General features: G+C 67.9%; 13 protein-coding genes. 10 read left to right on the top strand and 3 right to left on the bottom strand.

All coding sequences use genetic code 11. The annotated features are described in order from the left end of the window. Positions 1-278: 278 nt before the first annotated feature. The 6 genes from AB0M24_RS47585 to AB0M24_RS47610 all read left to right on the top strand — a co-directional run bounded on the left by AB0M24_RS47585 (position 279) and on the right by AB0M24_RS47610 (position 8,074). Positions 279-2,489 (top strand): GH92 family glycosyl hydrolase, encoded by a 2,211-nt coding sequence (locus tag AB0M24_RS47585; RefSeq protein WP_363781811.1) that lies wholly within the window; start codon positions 279-281, stop codon positions 2,487-2,489. 28 nt (positions 2,490-2,517) lie between these two features. Continuing rightward, a complete protein-coding gene (locus AB0M24_RS47590) occupies positions 2,518-4,764 on the top strand; it encodes a LuxR C-terminal-related transcriptional regulator (RefSeq protein ID WP_363781813.1) in 2,247 nt (748 codons plus the stop codon). Between the two features lie 183 nt (positions 4,765-4,947). Then, on the top strand, positions 4,948-5,670 hold the full coding sequence (locus tag AB0M24_RS47595; RefSeq protein ID WP_363781815.1) for a hypothetical protein: 723 nt from the start codon (positions 4,948-4,950) through the stop codon (positions 5,668-5,670). A gap of 78 nt (positions 5,671-5,748) precedes the next feature. Further along, positions 5,749-6,660 carry an ABC transporter ATP-binding protein gene (locus AB0M24_RS47600; RefSeq protein WP_363781817.1) on the top strand — a complete coding sequence of 304 codons (912 nt, stop codon included), beginning with the start codon at positions 5,749-5,751 and terminating at the stop codon, positions 6,658-6,660. Then, positions 6,657-7,700 carry an ABC transporter permease gene (locus AB0M24_RS47605; protein WP_363781819.1) on the top strand — a complete coding sequence of 348 codons (1,044 nt, stop codon included), beginning with the start codon at positions 6,657-6,659 and terminating at the stop codon, positions 7,698-7,700. The genes AB0M24_RS47600 and AB0M24_RS47605 overlap by 4 nt, the downstream gene beginning before the upstream one ends. Positions 7,701-7,750: 50 nt before the next feature. Continuing rightward, positions 7,751-8,074: a DUF3817 domain-containing protein gene (locus tag AB0M24_RS47610; protein WP_363781821.1), complete on the top strand. Its 324-nt coding sequence runs from the start codon at positions 7,751-7,753 to the stop codon at positions 8,072-8,074. Here the strand turns inward: AB0M24_RS47610 and AB0M24_RS47615 are convergent. The 3 genes from AB0M24_RS47615 to AB0M24_RS47625 are packed head-to-tail and all read right to left on the bottom strand — an operon-like array spanning position 8,046 to position 10,677. Then, on the bottom strand, positions 8,046-9,089 hold the full coding sequence (locus AB0M24_RS47615) for a phosphotransferase (RefSeq protein ID WP_363781823.1): 1,044 nt from the start codon (positions 9,087-9,089) through the stop codon (positions 8,046-8,048). The two genes, AB0M24_RS47610 and AB0M24_RS47615, sit on opposite strands and share 29 nt — an antisense overlap. After that, positions 9,086-10,147: a phosphotransferase gene (locus tag AB0M24_RS47620; protein WP_363781825.1), complete on the bottom strand. Its 1,062-nt coding sequence runs from the start codon at positions 10,145-10,147 to the stop codon at positions 9,086-9,088. The genes AB0M24_RS47615 and AB0M24_RS47620 overlap by 4 nt, the downstream gene beginning before the upstream one ends. Positions 10,148-10,179: 32 nt before the next feature. Further along, positions 10,180-10,677, bottom strand: coding sequence for a MarR family transcriptional regulator (locus tag AB0M24_RS47625; protein ID WP_363781827.1), 498 nt, complete (start codon positions 10,675-10,677; stop codon positions 10,180-10,182). 51 nt (positions 10,678-10,728) lie between these two features. Here AB0M24_RS47625 and AB0M24_RS47630 point away from each other — a divergent pair, with 51 nt between their 5' ends. The 4 genes from AB0M24_RS47630 to AB0M24_RS47645 are packed head-to-tail and all read left to right on the top strand — an operon-like array spanning position 10,729 to position 14,689. Then, positions 10,729-11,034 (top strand): MTH1187 family thiamine-binding protein, encoded by a 306-nt coding sequence (locus tag AB0M24_RS47630; protein WP_363781829.1) that lies wholly within the window; start codon positions 10,729-10,731, stop codon positions 11,032-11,034. A gap of 55 nt (positions 11,035-11,089) precedes the next feature. After that, positions 11,090-12,889, top strand: coding sequence for a hypothetical protein (locus AB0M24_RS47635; RefSeq protein WP_363781831.1), 1,800 nt, complete (start codon positions 11,090-11,092; stop codon positions 12,887-12,889). A gap of 10 nt (positions 12,890-12,899) precedes the next feature. Beyond that, positions 12,900-13,721 carry a hypothetical protein gene (locus AB0M24_RS47640; RefSeq protein WP_363781833.1) on the top strand — a complete coding sequence of 274 codons (822 nt, stop codon included), beginning with the start codon at positions 12,900-12,902 and terminating at the stop codon, positions 13,719-13,721. Continuing rightward, positions 13,709-14,689: a tetratricopeptide repeat protein gene (locus tag AB0M24_RS47645; RefSeq protein ID WP_363781835.1), complete on the top strand. Its 981-nt coding sequence runs from the start codon at positions 13,709-13,711 to the stop codon at positions 14,687-14,689. The genes AB0M24_RS47640 and AB0M24_RS47645 overlap by 13 nt, the downstream gene beginning before the upstream one ends. Positions 14,690-15,004 lie beyond the last annotated feature (315 nt).

A 15,004-nucleotide genomic window follows, 5' to 3' on the forward strand; every position in this document is an offset into this window, starting at 1 on the left:
ATCCGACCTTTTCCGCCCGACAAAGCGCCTCGCAAGGGACCCGAAGTCAAGCCCCAATCGCAATCGTCGCGAAGCGGCGATGACGAAACCAAAGCTCGTCCCAACCCACGTGCCCACGCTGGAACGCAACCCAACCACCAAACGCGACCAACCCCGCTGGAACCGTCACCAGCCACCCCAAACCGACCCGCACCCGGACCGAACTGCCCCCAGCAACCACCCAACCGGACCACTCCGCCACCCCGACAACGTCCAGATTCCCAACTAGGGTGGAGCGTGTGGACGCACTGGATCCCATTGAGTCGGTAAACACGTTCATCGGCACAAAGGACGAGGGCAACACGTTCCCCGGCGCGTCCATGCCCTTCGGCAAAGCCCACTCCAGTCCCATGGGTGCGCACTACGCGGGCTACCGCTACGACGACCCGATGATCCGCGGGTTCGGCCACTTCTTCCTGTCCGGCGCAGGGTGCTGGGAACAGGGCGGTCTAGTACCGATCCTGCCCATCACGGGCCCGCTGCCGACCACGTTCGACCACAAGCGGTACGCCACGAAGTACACGCACGACGGCGAGATCGGCAAGCCCGGCTACTACAAGGTCCGGCTCGATCGCGACATCACCGTCGAGTGCACCGCGACCACGCGTGCCGGCGTCGAGCGGTACACGTTCCCGAGCGGGGCCAGGGGCACGCTGCTCGTCAACGTCGGCCAAGCCAACGACCACGAGCCGGTCAGCGCCAGCAGTGTCCGCATCCTCGACGACCGGACGATCAGCGGAACCGTGGAGACGCAGGCGTTCTGCGGTGGCAGGCCGTACATCACCTACTTCACCACCCGGTTCGACCGGCCTTTCCGGGAGTTCGGCACCTGGGGGCCGTCAGGAAACAGGCCGAACCAAAGGGAATCCGCGGGCGGCGCCGGGCTCAGAGGCGCGTGGGTGACGTTCGAACCAGGTCCAATAACCGCGTACACCGCACTGTCCCAAGTGGACCAACAAGGCGCCACGAACAACCTGACCCAGGAAACGCAGAACAAGTCCTTCGACGACATCCGCAACGAAGCCCAGGAAGCGTGGCGGAAAGAGCTCGGCTGCATCGAGATCGAAACCGAGGACTGGGACGAGCGGGCGGTCTTCTACACCGCGCTCTACCACGTGCTGCTGCAGCCGTTGACGGGCAGCGACCACGACGGCAGGTACCGCGGCTTCGACAACCAGATCCACCAAGCGAACAACTGGACCTACTACGAGTTCTACTCGCTGTGGGACACGTACCGGGCCCACAACCAGCTCCTCGCGCTGCTCAGGACCCAACGTTCCAAGGACATCGCGCAGAGCATCCTCAAGATCCACGAGCAAGGGGGCTGGCTGCCGCGCTGGGCCTACGCCAACCAGGAGACCAACTGCATGACCGGTGATCCGGTCACGCCGTTCCTGGTCGACCTGTGGCGGTTCGGGCACCTCAAGGGTCTGGAAGAGCAGGCGTACCAAGCGCTGCTGCAGAACGTCGACGGCATTCCGCCGCAGAGCTCGCGTTTCCAGGGCCGGTCCGGCAACCCGAGCTACCTCACGAACGGCTTCGTGCAGTACGACAAGAACTTTCCCAAGAAGGGGCAGGACACCGACCCGCACCACGGCGCGTCGGCGACTCTCGAGTACTCGCTGGCCGACGCCACGCTCGCGATCATGGCCGAGGCACTGAACCACAAAGAGGACGCCGAGCGCCTGAAGAAGCGCGGGCAGAACCACAGGGCGCTCTGGGACAACAGCGTCACGGACAGGGGTTTCACCGGGTTCCCTCGGCCGAAGATGCAGAACGGCAGCTGGCTCACGCCGTTCACGCCGCAGGGGCCCGACGGGTTCCACGAGGGGACGGCCTGGCAGTACCAGTGGCTGACCCAGCACGACGTCGGCTGGCTCATCACCGCGCTGGGTGGCAAAGCGGCCGCGGAAGCCCGGCTCGACGACTTCTTCGCGTACCAGGATCTGCTCATCGACCCGAAACGAACGGTCCGGGAGAAGTGGGTGGTCGGGCCGTACGACTACTACAACCAGTTCAGGTACAACCCGAACAACGAACCCGACCTGCACGCCCCGTGGATTTACGCGCTGATCGGCAAGCCCGAGAAGACAAGTGTGGTCGTCAGGGCCGCGCAGACGTTGTTCGTCAACGGGCCCGCCGGTGTCACGGGCAACGACGACCTCGGCACGATGTCCGCCTGGTACGTGTTCAGCGCGCTCGGGATGTATCCCGCGGTGCCGGGAACTGGCGAGTTCGTGCCACACGCGCCGAAGTTCAAGAAAGCGGTCATCCACCTGGAGAACGGCAGGGACGTCGTGATCAAGGCCGAGGCCGCGGACACCACGAAGACGCAGGTGGTGGGGCGGATCAGGAGTGGGTGGCTCAACAAGGCCAAAGACCGCATCGAGCTCGCGGAGCTCCTGAACGGCACCACTCTCGAGGTCGACCTTCACACACTTTCCAATTGAGACGCTGAAACGGTCGTAGGCTCGTGCAATGGGCACCTGCGCGAGCTGTGGCACGGAATTCGCGCCCCTGCCGTCGCGGGCGCGGTACTGCTCGAACGCGTGCCGTCAGCGTGCCTATCGTCAGCGGTCCGCCGGTACGTCCACTGTGGTCGCCGAGCTGCCCGGTTACGCCGACGCGTTCGTCGGCAGGGAACAGGAGCTCGCGGAGCTGCTTTCGTTGCTGCGCAAGCACAGGATGCTCACGCTCACGGGATCGGCCGGGGTCGGCAAGACGCGGCTGGCGGTCGAGCTCGCGAGAAGAACCAGGCGCACCGAGGTGCGCACGGTCGAGCTGGGCAAGCTGAGCCGCCCCGAGCAGGTCGTGCAGGCGTTCGCGGAAGCCGTTGGGGTGTACCAGCACGCGGGTGTCGCACTGAGAACGACGCTGCTCCAGGAACTGCAGAACCGCCGGATTCTGCTGCTCGTCGACAACTGCGAGCACCTCGTCGAAGAGTGCTGCGATGTCGTGGACGCGCTGCTGCAGCGCTGTCCAAGTGTGCAGATCCTCGCCACCAGCAGGGAGGCGCTGCGAGCCATCGGCGAAGCCGTCTACCCGGTGCACGGCATGGACGAGGACGCCGCGGAACTCTTCACCGAACGCGCGGGAGAAGAAGGCGACCAGGACGCGATCACGGCCATCTGCGCCAGACTGGACGGCGTGCCGCTCGCGGTGGAGCTCGCGGCGAAGCTCTCCAGGTCCGTGCCGCTCGCCGACCTCGCCGGCCACCTCGACCAGCGCCTCGACCTGCTGAGTGACGCGGACGAGCAGAGCCGGCACCAGAGCCTCAGAGCGGCCATCGCGTGGAGCCACGACCTGCTGACCGCGCACGAGAAAGCGCTGTTCCGCAGGCTCGCGCTGCTGCCGGGCGGGTTCGGGCTGGAGATCGCGCAGGTGGTGCAGGGCGGTCCGGTGATCGGCCTGCTCGGCGCGTTGCAGGCGAAGTCGTTGGTGGTGCGGGAGAACGACGGCCGCTTCCGAATGCTCGAATCGGTGCGCCTCTACGCGGAGGAACGTCTGAGAGAGCAAGACGAGTACGACGTCACCGCCGAACGGATCATCGAGTGGCTCTGCGAGAAGGGCGAGCCGGGGGTGTCGTCGTCGATCCTCGCGGCCGAGCAGATCAAGGCGCAGCACCAGGAGTACGACAACGTGGCGTACGCGTTCGCCCATCTGGTGGCATCGCGCGACGAACGGCGGCTGATGCTCGCCACGATGCTGCTGAGAGTGTGCTTCGACCGCGGCTACTTCGCCGAGGCGGGCGCGGTGCTGATGCAGGTGCTGGACCAGACGTCGGCCGACGCGCGCTACCGGATCCTCGCGCTGGAGTACGCGTCTCTTTTGGCTGAACACGAGGAACGGTACGAAGAGGCCGTCAAGTACGCGGCCGAGGCAGTCGAAACGGGGCTCGCGAACGGTGAGCACCAGATCATGTGCCGTCTCTACCGGACGTTAGCGAGCGCTTACGACGGCATGGGCGATGTGGCGAACACCGTATCGGCGTTGCGCCAATCGATCGAGCACGGCGTACGCAACGGCAACGAGGTGAGTGTCGCTGTGTCGCGGCAGAACCTCGGTTGGTGCCTGCTCCACCTGGGCAAGATCGACGGTGCCGGCGAGATGATCGAACAGGCGTTGCCCGTGCTGAGAGCACACGCGCGGGCGGACGTCGTGGCCGCCGCCGTGCACACGTGGGGCTGCATAGCCTTGGAACAGGGCGATTTGGCCGCGGCGGGCGCGCGGTTCGCGGAGAGCGTGCGGATGTCGGCGACCACGCCACGTGCGGTGCTGGAGTCGGTCGAGGGGCGTGCCGCGGTCGCGATCCTGAGCGGACGGTACGAGCTCGGTGTGCGGCTTCTCACCGCCTGCGACCAGATGCGGGCGGCCTGGGGTGCTCCGCCGCAACCGTTGTGGCGGCGGAAGATGGACGGCGTGCTCGGCCTCGCACGGGAAGCCCTGTCCCGCGCGGCCTACACCAGAGCGGTGAGCGCGGGCGAGGCGATGGACGTCGCACATGCCGTGGAAACCGCGCTGGACAACGAGATCGTGCGGCACGCGCTGCTCAGCGACCGGCAGCGGATGGTCGTCGAACTGGTGGCGCAGGGGATGACGAACGCGCAGGTCGCGGCCAAGCTCGGAATCTCGCACCGCACGGTGGAGTCCCACGTGCACAACGTGAAAGCAGCTCTGAATCTTTCGACTCGGGCGCAGCTCGTGACGTGGGCCCAATCGAACTGACCCAATCGAACTGGCACGGTCCAACTGAGACGTAACGCTGCGGTTCATCCGGATGACTTCCCGCTCCCCGCCGTTCATTGTGAGTACAACCAACGGAGGGGAGGGGGCGACGTGGAACCGTTCCGCCTTTTGCACCCCGACCTCGTGCCGCAGAGACGTGAGTCCTTGCAGCACGCTGCGTCCATGCTCGTCCAGATGGGGTTGGACGACACGGTGCTCTCGGCGTCGCCCGTGCACCAGCGGCTCGCCCGCGTCGTGCTCGCGAGCAGCGACGTCATCGAGTGGAAACCCGGCTACGGCACCGGTGACGCGAGCCACGACGACCGTTTCGGCATCGTGCGGGTGGGCGGCGACCGCGGTGGCGTGTTCCTGTCCAGCGTCCTCATCGCGTACCTCGACGTGCTGGAGAACGCGGCGCGCATGGGCACCTCGATCAGCGAGGACTCGTGGCGCACCCTGCTCTGGGCGCCGACCGCGCTCTTCGACCACGTGCTGCGCCGCCCCCAGCTCGGCATGACCGTCGTCACACCCGGCCCCGGCACCGAGTACCTGCCGCACGAACGCGTCCAGGCCGGCCAGCGCCTCTACCTCGCGCTGATGCAGGCCGTGCGGTTCGCGGTCAGCGGCGTCGTGCGCGCCCAGGACGACCGCCCGCTCGTCGAGGACTGCGTGACGCTCGCGACGGCGTGCCTGCGGGCCGCCACGGTCGCGCTCGCGTTCGCCTGCGACGTCCGCAACGACCCGCCGCTGCCGATCATGGAGACCGCCGAGCACCGCTACCTGTGGCAGATGATCAGCGAGGTGCGCGCCGCTGTCCCGCGGGCGCGCTTCGACCAGTTCGCGTCGGCGCTGCGCAGGCTCAACGACATCTACACCGCGAGCCCGCTGCTCGTCTCGGGTGGCTGATTCACGAACGTCTCGACTTCACAGCGACTTTCGTCGTTCCGCACCGCGAAGCATCCCCCGCTGACTTAACGTCCGACCATGACAGAGGAACGGTCGGCGGTCGTGGTGCGGGACGTCCGCAAGAGCTACGGCGGCCTTAAGGCGGTGGACGGAGTCTCGTTCACCGTGGCCGAAGGCGAGTTCTTCGGCATCCTCGGGCCGAACGGCGCGGGGAAGACCACCACCCTGGAGATCGTCGAGGGCCTGCGCAAGCCCGACAGCGGCGAGGTCACGCTGCTCGGCGAAAGCCCGTGGCCGCGCAACACCAAACTGTTGCCGCGCATCGGCGTGCAGCTGCAGGCGACGTCGTTCTTCGACAAGCTGACCGCCAAGGAGCAGCTGCAGACGTTCGGCTCGCTCTACGGCGTGAGCCCCGGCACCGCCGCCGACATGCTGGAGCTGGTCGGCCTCGCGGACAAGGCGAACGAGCAGGAGAACAAGCTCTCCGGCGGTCAGCGCCAGCGCCTCTCGATCGCGTGCGCTCTGGTGCACGACCCGGACATCGTGTTCCTCGACGAACCGACGGCGGCGCTGGATCCACAAGCAAGGCGCAACCTCTGGGACGTGCTGCGCGCGATCCAGGAACGCGGCAAGACCATCGTCTACACCACGCACTACCTCGACGAGGCCGAGATCCTCTGCGACCGCGTGGCCATCATGGACACCGGCAGGATCCTCGCCCTGGACCCGCCCGCGGTACTGGTGCGCGGCCTCGACGCGCCGACCCACGTGACGCTGCAGAAGGGCGTGCTGTCCGTCGTCGACGCGTCCGCTTTGGACGGTGTCGAAGAGGCGCACGAGGACGAGGTGTCGCTGACGATCTCCACTCGTCGCCCGGCACCCGTGCTCTCCGCGTTGGCCGAACGCGGTGCGCTGGACGGACTCCAGGTCCGCACGGCCACCCTCGAAGACGTCTTCCTCAACCTGACCGGGCGGGAGTACCGCGCATGACCGCGTTCAAGACGCTCTCGCTGGCGATGTTCAAGGGGTTCATCCGGGACAAGGTGACGCTGTTCTTCACCTTCCTGTTCCCGCTGATGTTCCTGGTGATCTTCGGCCTGATCCTGCGCGACGTCGGCGCGGACAAGACCAGGATCGCGGTGGTCGGCGACGGCCCGATCGTCAGCGCTCTCCGGGACAGCGGTGCGCTGGAGCTGGAGCGCTACAACGACGAGGCCGCCGCCGTGCAGAAGGTGAAGGACGGCGACCTGCCCGCGGCGCTGATCATCCGCGGCCAGCAGCTCGACGTCCGGTTCGCGCAGAGCGACCAGGTGAAGTCCGCGACCGTGGTGGGCATCATCAACGGGTTCGTGGACAAGGCGAACCTCGCGGCGACCGGCAGGCCGCCGACCTTCACGTTCTCGGCGGAGAAGGTCGAAGATGCTTCGTTGAAGCCGATCCAGTACCTGACGCCGGGCATCCTGTCGTGGGGTGTGGCGGTGTCGGCGGTGTTCGGTTCCGCGCTGACTCTGGTGTCGTGGCGGCGAAAGCAGGTGCTGCGCCGGATCCGGCTCGCACCCGTGTCCGCCACTTCCGTGCTGTCGTCCCGAATCCTGGTCAGCGCGGGCGTCGCGCTGGTGCAGGGCGCGGTCTTCGTCGGTGTCGCGTCGCTGCCGCTGTTCGGGCTGCAGCTGTCCGGGTCGTGGTGGCTGGCGATTCCGTTGCTGCTGCTGGGAACCATCGCGTTCTTCGCGCTGGGCATGCTCGTCGGCGCGTTCGCCAAGACGGAGGAGGCGGCCTCGGCGGCGGCGAACATCGTCGTGCTGCCGATGGCGTTCCTGTCCGGCACGTTCTTCCCGGTGGACCAGGCGCCGGCGTGGCTGCAGACCGTCTCGAAGATCTTCCCGTTGCGGCACATGAACGACGGCATGCTCGACGTGCTGGTGCGCGGAAAGGGAATCGAGGCTCTGGCGGTGCCGTCGGCGATTCTCGTCGGGTTCGCGCTCGTAGTCGGATTCCTGGCGAGTCGCGTCTTCAAATGGGAGGAATAGGACAGGCCCGGTCGTCGTGTGCTCCCCGTCACGGTTCATGATGGGGAGCCATGACGTTCTCCACCGTGGTTGGACGGTTCCGCATCTTCGCGCTCGCCGAGGCGATCTCCTGGGCGGGCCTGCTGCTCGGGATGTTCTTCAAGTACGTCGTGGTCCAGAACGAGATCGGCGTCAAGATCTTCGGCCCGATCCACGGCCTGATCTTCGTCGGCTTCGTGCTCGTCACGCTGATGGCGAAGGAACCGCTGAAGTGGGACGCGCGCACGCTCGTGCTCGGCCTGCTCTCCAGCATCCCGCCGTTCGGCACGGTGGTCTTCGAGCGCTGGGCCAACCGGACGGGCCGCCTCAGCGAAGCAGCTCCCGAACAGCTCTGAGCTCGTCCTGCGGGTCACCCTCGTGGTAGATCCGCTCGGAGGACTCGATGTTGTCCAGGAACTCCTGGTACTTCACCGCGTTGTGCAGGTGTGACGCGCGGCGGCCGACGTCGAGCGCTCCGAGCGGGTCGCTGTCCGGACGGTGCGCGAGCCACGCCCTGCTCCACACCTCGCGGATGTGGTCCTGGAGCTCTGGCGGGCTGTACTCCAGCACCCGGCACGCGTCGAGCGCCGGGTGGCCCCAGGCCGCGTCGGACCAGTCGATGATCTGACCGCCCGAGCGCCAGTTGCCGGGGTGGAAGTCGCCGTGCGTGAGCGTGTCCGGCAGGCCGAACGACGGCATCGGCACCGCCGTCGGCCGGATCCGCGGCAGGCCGGCCAGCGCGTTCTGCACGGCCACCCAGCGCGGCACGACGAGGTCGACGTGCTCGGGCTTGATCGGCCAGCACTTGTCGCCCGGCGCGTCGCTCATCAGCAGCCTTTGCGGTGCTGATGCGATGACCGCGGGCACCAGCGTCGGATCGTGGGCGGCGACCATCTCGATCACCGCGCCCTCGTCGGCGAAGAACGGTGGAATCGCCTTCAGCCACACAGGTCCGGTGGCGGTGGGCAGCCGGTGGATGGTCGAGAGGTTCCACGTGCGGACCTGGACCGCCGGCCCGGTGCGCTCGATCTGTCCGTCGGCCCACGCGACCAGCTCCGCCGGTCCGCCGAGTCGCGCGTACGGCAGCCTGTTCCTGGCGTTCGTGCTGGGCGTCCACGACGGGTGGAGCTTCGTGCGGTCGGGTTCGCCGTGCGCCTCGACGTGGTAGGTGACCAGGCCACCGCGCATCATCCTGCCGTTCTCGACGGAGATCAGCCTGAGCACGCTCGTCCGGACGCCCAGAAGTGCTTCCAGGGCCTCGTTGACGGGTTCGACGTGGTTCCAGTCCGGCGTCTCGATCGGAAGCGCGTCGGTACGGCCCGCGAACCCGTTGGGGCCGCTGACGAGTGCGATGATCGACCGTTCTGTCACGGGGTGCTCACCAGCCTGCGCGCGGCGCGGAGTGAGTCCGCCGCGGAGTCGCAGTGGTAGATCCGGTCGGAGTCCTCGGCCTCGTCGTGCACCTCCAGATACGTCACGGCGCTCTGCAGACGCGAGGTGCGACGGGCGGCGTCGAGGGCGTCGAGCGGGCGGCTGTCCGGGCGGTGCCGCAGCCACGCGTCGCTCCACACCTTCGCGATGTGGCCGTACAGGTGTGGGCAGTAGTCCAGCAGTCTGCCCACGTCCAGCGCGGGGTTGCCCCACATCGCGAACGACCAGTCGATGATCATGCCGCTCGCAGTCCAGTTGTCGGGGGTGAAGTCGCCGTGCACCACCGTGTCCGGCAGTCCGAAGTCCGGCATCGGCACCGCGGACGGCCGCAGTCGGGGCGCGCCGGCCAGTGCGTGCTGCACGGCGACCCAGCGCGGCACGATCAGGTCGATGTGCTCCGGCTTCGCAGGCCAGCAGTCGCCGCCGGGCGCGTGGCCGAGCAGCACCCGGTGCGGAGCCGAGGCGATCACCTCCGGCACGAGCGTGGGGTCGTGCGCGGCGACCATCCTGATCACCGTCGCCTCGTCCTGGACGAACGGCGGGACGGCCTTGAGCCACACCATGCCTTCGGTGGTGTGGAGCCGGTGCACGCTCGACAGGTTCCAGGTCTTCACCTGGATCGCCGGCCTGGTCCGTTCGACGTGGGTGTCCGCCCACGCGACGAGCTCGGCCGGCCCGCCCAGCCGTGCCCAGGGTTGCCTGCGCGGGGCATCGGCTTCGGGTTCCTCGGCGGCGCGGAGGTGCCGGCGGACGTGGTTGCGTTCGGGCTCGCGGTGCGCCTCGACGTGGTAGGTGATCTCGCTGGTCCACCACGACTCGCGACCCGTCGCGGAGATCAGCCTGAGGACGCTCGTCGGCACGTGCAGCAGAGGCTCGAGCGCCGCGTTCACCGCCTCGGCGTCCGACCACCACAAGCTCTTGACCGGGATGGCTTTCTTGGTGCGGCCAACGAACCCGCTGGGTGCGCTGACCAGCGCGATGATCGTCCGTTCTGCCACCCGACCATCATCGCGGCGGGCTCAACCGGATTTCAGTCCTCGAAGTCGCCGCTCGCCCGGCGCACCTTCGCGAGCAGATCCGTGAGCTGCTCGGTCTGCCGGTCGGTGAGGCCCTTGAGCCCCAGGTTGACCTCCACGACCGCTTTCGTCGCCTCTTCACGGCGGGACAGACCGGCGTCGGTGATCTCCACCAGCGTGGTGCGGCGGTCGGTCGGGTGCGGGGTGCGGCGGACCAGGCCGTCGCTCTCCAGCCTGTCCACGATGTTCGTGACGCTCGTGGGGTGCAGCTGCAGCCGTTCGCCCATGACGCGCATCGGCAAGGCGCCCTTGCGCGAGAAGTAGAGCAGCACCAACGCCTCGTAGCGCGCGAACGTGAGTCCGTGCGGCTTGAGGGCTGCGTCCACGGCGGACTGGATGATTTGCTGGACACGCATGACGCTCGTGACGGCGGCCATCGACGTGGAGGAACCCACCCGGTCGTCCCACAGCTCGGCCGCGCGGGCGATCGGATCGAACGGCAGCGGTGTCATGGGCACCGAAGCTACCAGTCAGTACACGCAGGGATCATCAGGGAGGCACGTGTGCTTGTCGCGTTCAGCGTCGCTCCGTCCGGTTCGGACTCGTCGGGAAGCGTCGCCAAGGCCGTCGCCGAGGCGATCAGGGTCGTCCGCGAGTCCGGGCTGCCCAATGAGACGAACGCGATGTTCACCTTGGTCGAGGGCGAGTGGGACGAGGTGATGGCGGTGATCAAGCGTGCGACCGAGGTCGTGCAGGCCAGCGCCCCGCGGGTGTCCCTCGTGATCAAGGCGGACATCCGGCCCGGCTACACCGGGCAGCTGCGCTCGAAGGTCGAACGGGTTGAGGAGCACCTCTCCGACACGCCATGATCGTGCTCCGCCGCTGACCGTTTGGAGTCGAGCGGAGGCGCATCTCGTGAGATTCGTGATCACCCTGCTGGCCGCGTTGCTGGCGGTACTTCCTTCATCCGCGCATGCCGGACCGTCCACCAGGTGGGAGAACATCGGTCCCAACGGTGCGGGCGGGTACCTGGCGTTCGCGGGGTCGGTGGCCTACGTGCTGCCGGGCGCGGGCCAGCAGGTGTTCCGGTCCGGCGACCGCGGCCGCACCTGGCGGCAGGGCCGGTTGTTCCCGGAGATGCGGGGTGCCGCTGTCGCCGCCGATCCGTCGCGTCCGGACAGCGTGCTGGTCGCAGGGTACGAGGGCGGGGGCGGCGCCGGGGCCGTGCTGCGGTCCGTCGACGGCGGGCTGTCGTTCTCGGTGGCGCTGCGGACGCCTTCCGAGGTGCAGGACGTGGCGTTCGGCGCCGCGGGTGTGTCGTACGCGGCGTCGGCAGAGGGCGTCTATCGCGGGGTGGGCGGGCTCGGGTGGTCGTTGCTGCCCGGATCGCCTGCTTCCGCTGAGGACGTGCAGGTCGTGGGCTCGGATCTGGTCGTGGCCGCTGGTGGGGTCGTGCACGTGCTGCGGTCCGGCAAGTGGTCGGCGTTCTCCGTGCCGGCGGACAAGATCACGTCGCGTGGCGATGTCGTCGTGGCGCGGAAGTTCAGCGGTGGGGTGCATCTCTCGGTTGATCGCGGGGCTTCGTGGCGTGCGGTCACCGGGCCGTGGACGTCGTCGTGGATCTTGTACGGGGGGATCACCGCGAACGGCTGGGTGCAGGTGCAGACGCTGGACGGGCACTTCATCAGCACGGACCTCGGGGCCACGTGGAAGCGGACCGACGCGGTGTCGCGGGTGGACGTCTACACCGAGATCGGCAGCTTCCCGGACATGCCCGACTGGCAGTGGGTCTACGGCTCGGGCGGCGTCTACGGGACCGCTGACCACGAGCACTTCAAGCGGGTCGGGGTGCCTGGCGCGCACGTGCTGTCGCTGGCGGTGTCCGGGAAGTCGCTGGTGGCCGGGACGATGCAGGGCTCCTATCGGACGGATCTGCCCGTCGCCTCGCAGGAGTGGGACTTCGACGGCTCGGCGCCTGCCGCGATCGGCAACCGGATCGGGGCGCTGGCGGCTCGGGACGGGGTGCTGCTGCGCGGGCGGAACGGGTACCGCGGGTCGCAGGACACGATCTTCGTGGAGCGCTCGCTCGACTCCGGCCGTTCGTGGGTGACCACCGCTGAGATGCCGGGCAACACGCGGTCTCTCGTTTTCGATCCCGTTGTGCCTGGCCGGGTGTACTTGGGCGCGTACCTGATCAACGCGTTCTACGTGTCTTTGGACGGTGGGCTGTCGTTCGTGCAGCGGGTGCATTCGCCGTTGCGCGGGATCAAGACGATCGCGGCTGATCCTTCCGGCATTTGGCTGGCGGACGCCGGTGGGCTTTACCGGTCGGTCGATGCCGGCGTTTCGTTGAAGCTGGTGTTGCCGGGACGGATGAACTCCGTGCTCGTGGATCCGCGCGATTCCCGGCACGTGGTGGCCGTGGGGCAGAACTCGGTGTTCGTGTCGTTCGACGGCGCTTCGTTCGCGGAGGTGCCCGGGGTTTCTGCTGAACAGCTTTCCGCTGTGGCCATCGCACCTGATGGGACGTTGTTCCTGGGCTCGATCTCCTTCGAGGGATCCAGCAAGGGCGTGCTGCGGTCTTCGGACGGCGGCCGATCGTGGAAGGTGTTCGGCGGACCGGATCTGGAACGCGGTGTCGAGGCTCTCCTGGTCTCCTCGGATGGCCGAAACCTTTACGCCGGCACGGTGAGCGGATCCGTGCATCGGCGTTCACTGGGTTAGCGTGTCGGGCGTGGACGCGAGACAGCTGTGGTTGAGGTTCGAGCCTTACCACGACGTCACGTACTTCACGCCCGAATCCCGCGCCGCCACCGACGCGCTGGGCTGCAAGGGCGGCTGGATGGGGTACTTCGGCATGCGCGCGGCGCCCTTGGGTGCCGCGCCTCCGGAGCTGGTGACGGCTGTCTTCTACAACTTCGCCCCACGCATGGTTGCGCGCGCTTTGCCCGATGCGTGGGCGGTCGCCTCTCCTGCCGACTTCCTGCGTGTTCGTCTGGAGGGTGTCGACGGCGCTTTGCGTCGGCTGCTGGGTGACGTTTCCACGCCTGAGATTCTTGAAGCCGCTGCTTTGGCGCGTGAGGCTGCTGAGGCGGTTGACGTGGCCGGGCGCCCGTTGGCTGCTGCGAACCGGGCGTTGCCGTGGCCCTCTGAGCCTCATTTGGCTTTGTGGCACGCCTGCACGATCTTGCGCGAGGCTCGCGGTGACGGCCACGTGGCAGCTCTCGTCGCGCATGGGGTGGGACCTTGCCAAGCGCTTGCGCTTTACGCGCGAGAGCATTCCCTCGATCCGGCATACATGCGTGCCGCACGTGGTTGGACTGAGGCGGAATGGGAAAGCTGTGACCTTCCCGGCGACCTGCCCGCGGTGGAGCGTGCAACTGATGCTGCCGCTCTCGCGCCGTGGGAGGCGTTGGGTGCTAGTCGTACGTCGCGGTTCATCGACCTGATGACACCGCTTGCAGTACGCATCGCTTCGGCCAACGAGGCGATGCGCGTCAACCCGATGGCCCTGGACCCGGTCCGGGAACTAGCCGTGCCAGGATGGAACACGTGACAAGGCCTGATCCTCGCAAGACCGCCGCACTGTCCGCCGCTCTCTCCGGCGCCGTCGACCTCGGCGCCCTGAAGGCCCGAGCCGACGCCGCCCGCCAGGCCGCGGCCACGCCCGCCGCTTCCGCCGGGGGTGCTCCGGCTGACAACGGATCCGCGCCTTGGATCGTGGACGTCACCGAGGCCTCGTTCCAGGCCGTGGTCGAGCAGTCCCTGCAGGTGCCCGTTGTGGTCCTGCTGGGTGCCTCCTACTCGCCCGAGTCGCAGCAGCTGGCCGCGTCGCTGACTCGGCTGGCCACTGGCTCTGGCGGCTCGTGGATTCTCGCGCGGGTCGACCTGGAGCAGGCGCCTCGGATCGGGCAGGCGTTCGGGGTTCAGTCCGTGCCGACCACTGTGGCCGTTGCCGCTGGTCAGCCCATCGACGCGTTCGCCGGGCCGATCGACGACGCCGAGCTTTCGGCTTGGGTTTCGCGGTTGCTGGACGCATTGCGGGATCGGCTGCCAGGCATTCGGGCCGGCGAGGCTCGAGCCGGGGCCCCGATCGCCGAGGAAGAGATCATCGAGGACCCGCGGATCGTCGCCGCCGAGGAGGCCTTCGAGCGCGGTGACTACGCGTCCGCCCAGGGCTACTACTCGGAGATCCTCGCTTCCGAGCCCGCCAACGAGCTGGCGAAGGAAGGGCTGGCCCAGGCCCGGTTCGCCGAGCGGGCCGAGGGTGTGGATCCTGCTGTGATCGCCAAGGCCGACGGGGCTTTGGAGGACATCGACGCCCAGCTCGCCGCTGCCGACGCGCAGGTGGCGTTGCAGCAGGTCGACGAGGCCTTCAAGCGGCTGGTCGACACCGTGCGTCGTGTGTACGGGGAGGATCGGGATCGGGTTCGGCAGCATCTGGTTGGGCTGTTCGAGTTGTTCCCTGCCGATGATCCTCGGGTTGCTGCGGCACGGCGGAACTTGGCTTCGGCTTTGTACTGAGGGCCGCCGTTCCGGCGGGCGCGTACCTTGCGTGGCCGTCCCCCGGTTGGGTTGGCGGCTGCCTGTTTCGTGTTCGTAGGTGGGCGCGTGCCGTGCTTGTGTTCCGGTTGCGTTCTGGGAGCTCTGCCCCAGACCCCGCCAATCTGATCAAAGACCCACCCGCGCCGCTCTCGGGTTGATGGCACGCCTGTTGCTTTGGGCGGCTGCCGGTTGCGTTTTGGGTTGCGTTGGTGGGGTGGGTCCCGTCACGAGTCGCGTCCGAGCGAGCCACACCAGAGGGGTTGGGTCAAGTCGACGAAAAGCGTGTCGACTTGA

The organism is Lentzea sp. NPDC051838 (assembly GCF_040681245.1).
Taxonomy (GTDB): Bacteria; Actinomycetota; Actinomycetes; order Mycobacteriales; family Pseudonocardiaceae; genus Lentzea.

Excerpts from the sequence above, each read along its gene's own strand:
- AB0M24_RS47590 (WP_363781813.1), top strand. The coding sequence starts at position 2,518 with ATGGGCACCTGCGCGAGCTGTGGCACGGAATTCGCGCCCCTGCCGTCG.
- AB0M24_RS47595 (WP_363781815.1), top strand. The coding sequence starts at position 4,948 with ATGCTCGTCCAGATGGGGTTGGACGACACGGTGCTCTCGGCGTCGCCC.
- AB0M24_RS47600 (WP_363781817.1), top strand. The coding sequence starts at position 5,749 with ATGACAGAGGAACGGTCGGCGGTCGTGGTGCGGGACGTCCGCAAGAGC.
- AB0M24_RS47605 (WP_363781819.1), top strand. The coding sequence starts at position 6,657 with ATGACCGCGTTCAAGACGCTCTCGCTGGCGATGTTCAAGGGGTTCATC.
- AB0M24_RS47610 (WP_363781821.1), top strand. The coding sequence starts at position 7,751 with ATGACGTTCTCCACCGTGGTTGGACGGTTCCGCATCTTCGCGCTCGCC.
- AB0M24_RS47625 (WP_363781827.1), bottom strand. The coding sequence starts at position 10,677 with ATGACACCGCTGCCGTTCGATCCGATCGCCCGCGCGGCCGAGCTGTGG.
- AB0M24_RS47645 (WP_363781835.1), top strand. The coding sequence starts at position 13,709 with ATGGAACACGTGACAAGGCCTGATCCTCGCAAGACCGCCGCACTGTCC.